This is a genomic window from Flavobacterium sp. C4GT6, from assembly GCF_036347315.1.
GTDB lineage: Bacteria > Bacteroidota > Bacteroidia > Flavobacteriales > Flavobacteriaceae > Flavobacterium.
Genome location: NZ_JAZGZU010000024.1, coordinates 1 through 8932 on the forward strand (window position 1 = coordinate 1; position 8932 = coordinate 8932).

Here is an 8932-nt window from a genome sequence, read left to right on the forward strand (position 1 = left end):
ACCGAAAGCTACTTCTGTCTAAAAAATGTATTTTTACTATTATTAATCCTGTATCGCTATTTTAGGACTAGTCATTTCTAAAAAGGCACTACATAAAAAATCCCCACCTTTCGGTTGGGGATTTTTGTTTTTAATCAGGATATATATGAAAATACTATTATTCTCTATATCTAATAAAGCTACCTTATTTTACAAATAGCTATATGAAAGAACTTAATCCTTACAAGTAAAATCATATAAGTATTACTATTAATCTGCGAGCCTGTTATAAAGGTAGTGTGGATCCTTTTCAAATTCCTGCATCATAGCAGCCAGCTGAGTTGTGATACTGAGAATACGGTTCTGTGCAGGGGTCTCAAGCGTATCAAAATACTTACTATGCTTGAGCTGCAAGGAATATTTCATCAGATTATGACAGGTAGTGAACTGTCCGGTAGCAATGATAGCCTTACGTAAATTATGTTGGTTATCAGTTTCCTGTTCTGGAGTAAACCACAATGTAGTGGGTGCATTATAGGCAAGTTCGGCAACATCCTGCATCTGCGGACTTAATTTAAAATAGGCGGCTACATCACTGTCAAAGGCGGCTTTTCGCCCTGCATATGTCGCATCTCCCTTTTCTTCTGCCTCATCAAGGCTTACCGGTCTTTTGTTTTTGGCATTGGTATAAGATAATGCATATATAAAATTACCCAGTCTTCTATACCTGTAAGCAGGGTTAGAAAACAGCTGATCATAAATCAGCCTTCGTATGTGCTTCAGGAAGACCTCGCTTATCATGGTAGCAGAAGAATGGGCGCGGGTTTGTGCCATAGTAACAAGCTCCTGCAGCTTAGTCTGTTTAAGATGGGAAACCATTTTAGTACCGATTCGCCCAATAAAAGAATTGCCAGGATAATAATGGGTAAAAAGTTCTTCAAGGGTTTTCTTTTCCAAAAGGGTAAACAATTGCTGCTTCCTGCTTTTAAAACGGTTATATAAATAGCCAGCAATACAGACACCTAAAATAGGTAGCTGCCCTATTATGGCAAGTAGTACCGTTGATAATGATCCACCCTGTTTTATAAGTGGAAAAAGCGACAGGCACCCTATCACACCACCTGCAATGTAACCTATAATAAGTGATTTTCGGATTTTTGCCGGCATTTTGGTAAAACTGTTCCAGTACTGCTCAGGGGTATCCTGATTCCAATGGTTAACCTCAGTAACCGGTTCTTTGAAGGGTTGCATGAAAAAACTCGTCACATCACTAACCATCATAAGGTCAAAGCGATTCTTAGCCTTAGAGCCTCCACTCTTTTTTACTTTTCGTTTATTAGCCATAAGAAGGCTGTAAAGCCCCTGATTATCACAAATTCCCCCGTCCATCAGGCCAAACTCACCGCGTTCGGTAAATTCCCTTTCAGCTGTGGCCCTCCTACTTCTGGAGTTATTATAAACATCTCCTTCCTTCCAGCTGTAGGGATCCATCTCCAACGCGCTACGCAGCTCGTCTAACCCCGGTCCTCCGGGATAATGAAAATCACGTGGAAACATTATAGGCTCAAAACCAAGGGGAAAGCAGGAAGACGCTGCAAGAATATCGGCCAGTCGGATTTGTCGCAAAGTATCCACTGCTGTTTTTGACGCGATCCTGATATTGTTGTTTCCGAATTTACCACCGCTCTTGGATTTCCATCCTTTTGGACCTCCCTGGAAACGAAAAGATAGTCCTGTATAGAATTCAGATGCATTAAAACAAAACTCTTCAATATGAAATGAAGCGTCGTTTCCACTCATAATATGGTCAAGGGTTCTATTCTCTTCCTTTACGAAACTCAGTAAGGAATTATGGTAAGTTCTGGCAAAAGCATTTATGGGATTGCGGGCTTTGGGCAGACCTTCCCAGTTTTGTGCTTCAGAAAGATCTCCAAGTGCCTGATGAAGCAGCTCTTCTTGCGTAATTGTTTTGTTAAGATGTCTGAAAAATTCTGCAAACGGCATGTTTTCACGAAGCGATGCCACGTAGGTTACGGCTGTGATAGTACCACCGGATGCCGACGATATGAATTTTACTTTTTGCAGTAAACTAGTACCATCCTCTGTTTTCAGTGCATCAAGCACGCTTAGTGTCCCTAAGGCATAGGCTGCTGCACGATAGCCGCCCCCTGAAAATGCCAGCCCGATGCTCTCAAAAGGGTTTGTGGGAAATTCAAAATCTGTACCGTCCTGAAATAGCCTTTCGGCTTCGACAGATACATCCAAAGGGTTTTCTATAATTGATTCCATAAAGTGTAAGGTTTAATTGCTAGAAACGATTAGTAACAAAAATAATACTCTAACAGATAATTCAGATAGGTAAAAACACCTGTTTTACAGCTACAGTAAAAATCCCTTATTTACCCCTTAAGGTACGATTATACAATAATACAGGTCACATTTCATGAGGAAACTAAGATAAGTAGACATTGGTAAGAAAACATCTACAAGGCAAAAGCGCAGCAAGAGGCAGTAGCCAAGATGCTACCCATAACAGTAATAACTTCACTAATACATTCAAAGGTTAACTTTCAGGTTATAGTAGCTATTTCATAGTAACAAAGTTCATATTTACTATTACACATCTATCAATGTAAAACCCCGCTCAAAATGAAACGGGGTTTTACATTATGACTTTTATTAAAAAAAAACTTCCTCAATACTCGGTTCCTTTTTGAAATTGAAAAATTAATTCATCCATTTTCTCTTTGATAAATTTACCTTTATAAAGACTTATAAATTCCTGAAGAGCTAATTCGTTATTACTTTCATTTTTATCTGAAAAATTATAAATTTTATCTTCAAACTTTAAAACTTTCCGAACAATTTCATTGGATGATAAACCTATAAATACACAATTGTATAAGCCTATACAACTAGTAGTATCAGTAACATTTTTTCTTATATATAAAAACTTTGTTAATCCATCATCAGGTCCAAAACTATTATTGACAAGTGTACTAATATTTGCTTTGGTAAAACAGTCTTTACCATCACCTTTAATCTCCATCTGGTTGTATTTGCGTGCAGAGCAGCCAGATAATACTAAGAAAATAAGCAGTAATATTTTCCCTCTTGTTTTACTAAGGTTCATTTTTAATGTTTTTATCTATTAATTGCTGTTTTGAAATATTTTCATTTCTATAGGCATCTGGTTCATTATCTATTCTATTTCTTTATTGAACAATATTTTCTCCTTCGGTATGTGTTGCCTCAAGAACCCCGTTGATATTAGCGTATGGTTGCCCTCAAGCCTTTTTGTAACAATTGTAGGATAATCTGCCGGGCTACGAAACCCGTCCCGCCTGTTACCAGAACAGTTGCTTTGTCTTTCATTTTTTTAGATTAAAATATACGACAAAGGTCTTGCTAAAAAGGAAGGGCAGGTTTTCTAAAAAGTACTATTTGCTTTATTGAGCAGTCCAGCCAAATGGCTTATGAATGAATTTGGGAACATCAACGCAAGAAGGCTGTATAGGCGTTCAATTGAAGGATTGCCGAAAATCTAACGGACTTTGGTTGGTCTTGCTCTTAAATAATTTGTTAAATGACTGAGGGTGCTCAAAACCAAGCTGATAAGCAATTTCACTTACCGACAGCGCTGTTGTAGATAGTTTCCCTTTAGCCATATCAATCAATTTTTCGTGGATCATTTGTTGCGCGGTTTGCCCAGTAAGCTGTTTAAGCAGGCTGCTTAAATATTTAGAAGATATGTGCAGACTATATGCCATGTATTGCACTCTGTAGGCAATCCCTTAGAAAGCATGTCTTCATTACTAAGATAAGCTGTCAGGATCTCCTCAAACCGATTAAGGATATGATGGTTTGTGATTTTCCTGGTGATAAACTGTCGCTCATAAAAGCGTTGTGCATAGTTGAGCAGAGTTTCAAGGTTTGAGATAATGATATCCTGACTAAATTTATCAATATTAGAATCATACTCAGTTTTAATGTTCTTTACCAAGTCGTTAATTACTGTTTCTTCCTTATCGGATAAAAACAGGGCTTCATTGGTAGCGTAACCAAAGTAATCGTACTTCTTTATTTTTTGCGCAAGGGTAGTATTCCACAAAAAATCGGGATGGATAAAGAGCATCCAGCCTTCCAGATTGTTAGGTACCCCGTTTGCTTCTCCACGCAGTAACTGTCCGGGAGATACAAAAGCCATCAGCCCCTCATTAAAATCATACTGCTGCTGTCCATAATGTAATCCCTCGCAACCTCTTTTCATTGATATTACGTACATTTCAAAGACAACGGCCTCAATATCGGTATCATTTCTATTTCTTAGGCCTTTTAAATCAAGGATGCTGATAAGAGGGTGATGCGGTTTTGGCAGTTCCATCAACTGGTGTATTTGTGATATGGACTGAACCCTGAAGGGTGTTGAATTTGCCATAATAAGAGTTAAATTAATATGAAGTTATTACTTTATTTTTTTTAGTATCCTGCTACGAGCAAAATTCATAAAAGTTGTAAAATGATGCCCGCAATGATCCGGACAATACTCTTACAAACCAACCAATTTACGATATTCTATGAAGGAAAACTGTTATCATCTGCACTAATTCAGAAAATAAGTTTGTAATACATAACCGCCAATTAATCCGATAGGTATTCCTATGATTGCGTTGATAAGGGCCGTTCTTGCTTTTTTAGGAAATGCTTTTCTAAATCTGAAGTACAGATAAAATCCTATAGACTGCAATGCATTTGACAGTACTGTTAAACCCATTGGCAGCTTGTCGTTGTTTTGAATTGTATTCATCTCGTTATTGTAAAATGTTATTTAATAGTTATCCAAAGTTATTCAACGTTTAAGCTTATATGCGACACTTTGGTCTTGTGTGGCGTATCGATAGCTGTCTTACTGCTGTCACTAATGACTTTGGTATTCTTAAGCACTTCCTCCAGGTTGCTCTTATCATCCTTTGTCCATTTGCCCTTGCCATAATCAAAAACTTTTTTATGCGCTATCCTTAACCCATCCAGGGAATCCGTAAAAGCTATAGTGTGTGTGGCCCTGTAAAAGCTATCCACCAGCAAGGTGATGGGATTGCCCGTTTTGTTACTTATGTAAATGGTTTTTCTGGCACTGCAGGATGAAAGCAAAACCACAACAATCAATACAGCGCTAATTAGTTTCATTTGCTTTATTTTTGAATCATAATGTTGAAAATTCAGAATTTAGAAATACCTTATGCGCAGGTAATGGACTGAAACAGCAGGTATTAAAATGTGACTCTTGCTAACTCTAGGGAAATTTCCCATAGCCTAAGAAAAACACCCAAATCCTGTGCTTGTACAGGTATTTTTGCGATCGATGGAAATCCACGGGTCTCACTCATTTTATTTGGTCCATAATACACACCCCCCTTTAGCATCCGGAGAAGTGGCTGCGTATAATGTCGGCAAGGCTCCTTGCGCAGGCGGCTGGAACAAAAACGGAAAAAAAGTCCTCATTATCCCTGGGCCGCTCCATCGCCCTGCACCGGTAATAAGCAGGTTTGTCCGGGAAACACCGGGGTGGGCCGCTATACTTATAATGCCCCAACCGTGCTTTTCACTTTGTCGTTGAAGTTCTAAAGCAAACATCAGGTTGGCAAGTTTTGCCTGGCTGTAGGCTTTCATTGGATTATAGGAATATGTAGACTGTAGGTCATCAAAATTGATGTTTCCCTCACGATTTGCTACGCTTGAAACGGTAACAACACGGGCAGCCGGTGATTTACGTAATAATGGAAGAAGCTGTGCCGTCAATGCAAAGTGGCCAATATGGTTTGTGCCGAACTGCAACTCAAAGCCATCGACAGTTTCGAGTCGTTTTGGTGGTATCATTACACCAGCGTTATTTATTAAAAGATCAACAGCCTGCCCTTTTGAATTCATTCTTGAAGCAAAGGCTTTAACTGAGGATAGATCTGCAAGGTCTATTTTTTCAAAACTCACTTTTGCCGTAGGGTTAACCTGTTTGATCTTAGCGATTGAATCTGCCCCTTTTTGAGGGTTGCGCCCCATCATTATCACATTCCATCCTGATGATGATAACGCTAATGCATCTTCATATCCTACACCCTCAGTACTACCTGTAATTATAGCTAAACCGCTTTTTCTTTTAGGTATATCAGATGATGTCCAATTTTTAATTTCGTTTTGCATTTTGATTGTTTTTGTTATTGCAAAGTTCAGAAGCATTCGCCAAGCATGTGTAGCCAAAAGTCACAATATTGTAGTGGAAAGGTAGGTTTGCTTCCCACTGGGGAAATCTAATCTATTAACATCAGGTTGTAAATAAACCCTCTGATTGGAGTGTGTTCAGCGCATATTCATTTTTAGTTGTCTAAATTAGCGAAAGGGATCAATTGGATTAGGTTTATTCAAGATTTTTGGTGATTGCTGAATTTACATGAAATTCTGTTAGAACTTTTCAAGGCTTAACTTCAATACGGATACAATCTTCTCCGTTACAGATAATTTAAATCCCTATTTTAGACTGAACTTTGTTTTCTGATTAAAAAGTATTAAAATGAAAAAGACAATTTTTATTACAGGAGCATCTTCGGGGCTTGGTAAAGCTACCGCAAAATTATTTCACAATAAAGGATGGCATGTTATTGCTACCATGCGGAAACCGGAAAAGGAAACAGAACTCAATATTTTAGAAAACGTTACGCTGTTACCCCTTGATGTTACAGATAATGAACAGATTAAAGAAAATGTGAACAAAGCTATATCGTTACACAGTATTGATGTAGTATTTAATAATGCCGGCTACGGACTAATGGGCTCACTTGAAGCATTTACAGATGAACAGGTACTAACACAGCTTAACACCAATCTTTTAGGAGTAATCAGGGTTACAAAAGCTTTTATTCCCTACTTTAGAGAAAAGAAAAAAGGCCTTTTTATAAGCACTACATCGATGGGAGGTTTTCTTACGTTCCCCCTGCATAGCATCTATCACGCGGCTAAATTTGGAATTGAGGGATGGTCTGAAGGGATGTCGTTTGAACTTGGTTTGCACAATATTGGAATTAAAACGGTGGCTCCGGGCGGTATAGCCACGGATTTTTTAGGACGCTCTCTGGACAAAGCCTTACACGCAGACTATACGGAACTGGAAGACAAACTTTTTAGTATAACTAATGCCATGACGGATGCCGCTGCTAAAGCAGAAGATATTGCTGCAGTAGTTTTTGAAGCAGCTACCGACGGTAAAGACCAAATACGTTATGTTGCCGGAGAGGATGCCAACACTATGTATAAAAGGCGTAATGAAATAGGTAATGAAGCCTTTAGGCAAGAGATAAGGAAGCAGATTTTAGGCAATTAAGATATTTTATCCGTGCAGCATATTTCTGCAGCCCGGTTTAATAAATAATACAAACTATGATTAACATTAATTCCATAACCGAATTTCACCGGCTGGTGGGGCTTCCTGATCCCCTGCACCCGCTTGTAAGCGTATTCAGGGTATCGGAAATGAAGTTTGAAGAAACTGAAGTCTGGAAACAATTCAGTTTGGGTTTTTACTGTATCTCCCTTAAAAGAGGGATTGGCAGCAAGGTGCGCTATGGCGGGCAATACTATGATTATGACAAAGGGGTAATGACCTTTATCGCTCCAAAGCAGGTGCAATTAGTTGATATTCCACACTCAGAAATACTGGGCAATATTGCCGGAGATGGCTACACATTGCTCATCCATCCAAATTTACTCTACACCTACCCGATCGCGGAAAATATTAAACACTTCGGCTTCTTTTCCTATGAAGTCAATGAGGCGCTGCATCTTTCAGAAAAGGAAGAACTGTATATTGCTGAATTACTTGAAAAAATAAGGGAAGAGTGTGCCCATATCGACCTCACCACACAGGATATTATGGTGGCCCAGGTGGAACTTCTGCTCAACTACAGCAAGCGTTTTTATGAGCGGCAGTTTTTAACCCGCAAAGCCGTCAACCATGATCTGCTCACCAAACTGGAGCAATACCTGGACCAATATTTTGATTCGGAGGATATTTTAAATATCGGCCTGCCAACAGTAGAACTGCTTGCCTCAGAGTTACATGTATCGGCTCACTACCTTAGCGATATGCTTCGCTCACTTACCGGGCAAAATGCGCAGCAGCTTATACAGGATAAGATTATAGATAAAGCGAAGGAGTATCTTACCCTAACCAATATGTCCATTTCAGAAATCGCCTACAGGCTGGGATTTGGATATCCGCAATCGTTCAATAAAATGTTCAAACGAAATGTATCCTTATCCCCTTTACAATTTAGGCAGTCTTTTAATTAATTTTAAAATAACTGGTAGTAAATAAATAAAAATCAATTTACTGCTTTTTATAAGCGCATACCTCTGCGTGGTTACGGGCATATAATATTTGTACCTCCGCTAATTTATTTAATTCTAAACGCCTACAAAAATTAGCAAATTTGTTTTTTTTCAATCAAAAATATTTGATATCTAACCAGCGGCCTTGTACTAGTACATCTCTGATATAAAACAAATGGTTTATCTGTGATGTTTGTCGATATTTGGATTAAAACTGTATCCTATTGTACCTCAACACGTTGAAATTCAGTAATACAAAGGCTTGTTAATTTCTGTATCGGGAAATAATGTATTTTCTTAATAAAATCAGTTAATCAACATTAACTCACCCTAAAAGTACATAAACATAAAAATCCCTGCTTTGCAGGGATTTTAAACAAACTACTAAACTCTATAATTCTATTTATTCATGGGCAATTTTTATAATTAATATTTGCGCTAATTCTTTTTCACAATAATAAACTCAGATCGTCTGTTTTGAGCATGTTGTTCTTCACTGCAGTTTTCTTTACAGTCAACCTTAGGCTCGCTCTCACCATATCCCTGTCCGGAGATACGCTCTTTAGCAATACCT

The 8932-nt window shown here is 38.3% G+C and carries 9 protein-coding genes; 2 read left to right on the plus strand and 7 right to left on the minus strand.

The annotated features are described in order from the left end of the window. Positions 1–249 precede the first annotated feature (249 nt). From V3Z67_RS17330 to V3Z67_RS17355, 6 genes are all read right to left on the minus strand, one after another. On the minus strand, positions 250–2268 hold the full coding sequence (locus V3Z67_RS17330) for a patatin-like phospholipase family protein (protein WP_330444516.1): 2019 nt from the start codon (positions 2266–2268) through the stop codon (positions 250–252). A 406-nt stretch (positions 2269–2674) separates the two neighbouring features. After that, complete coding sequence (locus tag V3Z67_RS17335; protein ID WP_330444517.1) at positions 2675–3112, minus strand: hypothetical protein; 438 nt, start codon at positions 3110–3112, stop codon at positions 2675–2677. 388 nt (positions 3113–3500) lie between these two features. Then, positions 3501–3749, minus strand: coding sequence for a helix-turn-helix domain-containing protein (locus V3Z67_RS17340; RefSeq protein WP_330444518.1), 249 nt, complete (start codon positions 3747–3749; stop codon positions 3501–3503). Further along, positions 3713–4417, minus strand: a complete 705-nt coding sequence (locus V3Z67_RS17345) for an AraC family transcriptional regulator (RefSeq protein WP_330444519.1) — start codon at positions 4415–4417, stop codon at positions 3713–3715. The genes V3Z67_RS17340 and V3Z67_RS17345 overlap by 37 nt, the downstream gene beginning before the upstream one ends. Before the next feature lie 407 nt (positions 4418–4824). Beyond that, a complete protein-coding gene (locus tag V3Z67_RS17350; RefSeq protein ID WP_330444520.1) occupies positions 4825–5166 on the minus strand; it encodes a hypothetical protein in 342 nt (113 codons plus the stop codon). Positions 5167–5367: 201 nt separating this feature from the next. Continuing rightward, positions 5368–6177 carry an SDR family oxidoreductase gene (locus V3Z67_RS17355; RefSeq protein ID WP_330444521.1) on the minus strand — a complete coding sequence of 270 codons (810 nt, stop codon included), beginning with the start codon at positions 6175–6177 and terminating at the stop codon, positions 5368–5370. 367 nt (positions 6178–6544) lie between these two features. Here V3Z67_RS17355 and V3Z67_RS17360 point away from each other — a divergent pair, with 367 nt between their 5' ends. Further along, positions 6545–7351, plus strand: coding sequence for an SDR family oxidoreductase (locus tag V3Z67_RS17360; protein WP_330444522.1), 807 nt, complete (start codon positions 6545–6547; stop codon positions 7349–7351). 56 nt (positions 7352–7407) lie between these two features. Further along, positions 7408–8319, plus strand: coding sequence for a helix-turn-helix domain-containing protein (locus V3Z67_RS17365; protein ID WP_330444523.1), 912 nt, complete (start codon positions 7408–7410; stop codon positions 8317–8319). 477 nt (positions 8320–8796) lie between these two features. Here the strand turns inward: V3Z67_RS17365 and V3Z67_RS17470 are convergent. After that, positions 8797–8932, minus strand: a 136-nt coding sequence (locus V3Z67_RS17470; RefSeq protein ID WP_442902275.1) for an OmpA family protein, incomplete at its 5' end; no start/stop codon positions are given.

Excerpts from the sequence above, each read along its gene's own strand:
- V3Z67_RS17330 (WP_330444516.1), bottom strand. The coding sequence starts at position 2,268 with ATGGAATCAATTATAGAAAACCCTTTGGATGTATCTGTCGAAGCCGAA.
- V3Z67_RS17335 (WP_330444517.1), bottom strand. The coding sequence starts at position 3,112 with ATGAACCTTAGTAAAACAAGAGGGAAAATATTACTGCTTATTTTCTTA.
- V3Z67_RS17340 (WP_330444518.1), bottom strand. The coding sequence starts at position 3,749 with ATGGCATATAGTCTGCACATATCTTCTAAATATTTAAGCAGCCTGCTT.
- V3Z67_RS17345 (WP_330444519.1), bottom strand. The coding sequence starts at position 4,417 with ATGGCAAATTCAACACCCTTCAGGGTTCAGTCCATATCACAAATACAC.
- V3Z67_RS17350 (WP_330444520.1), bottom strand. The coding sequence starts at position 5,166 with ATGAAACTAATTAGCGCTGTATTGATTGTTGTGGTTTTGCTTTCATCC.
- V3Z67_RS17355 (WP_330444521.1), bottom strand. The coding sequence starts at position 6,177 with ATGCAAAACGAAATTAAAAATTGGACATCATCTGATATACCTAAAAGA.
- V3Z67_RS17360 (WP_330444522.1), top strand. The coding sequence starts at position 6,545 with ATGAAAAAGACAATTTTTATTACAGGAGCATCTTCGGGGCTTGGTAAA.
- V3Z67_RS17365 (WP_330444523.1), top strand. The coding sequence starts at position 7,408 with ATGATTAACATTAATTCCATAACCGAATTTCACCGGCTGGTGGGGCTT.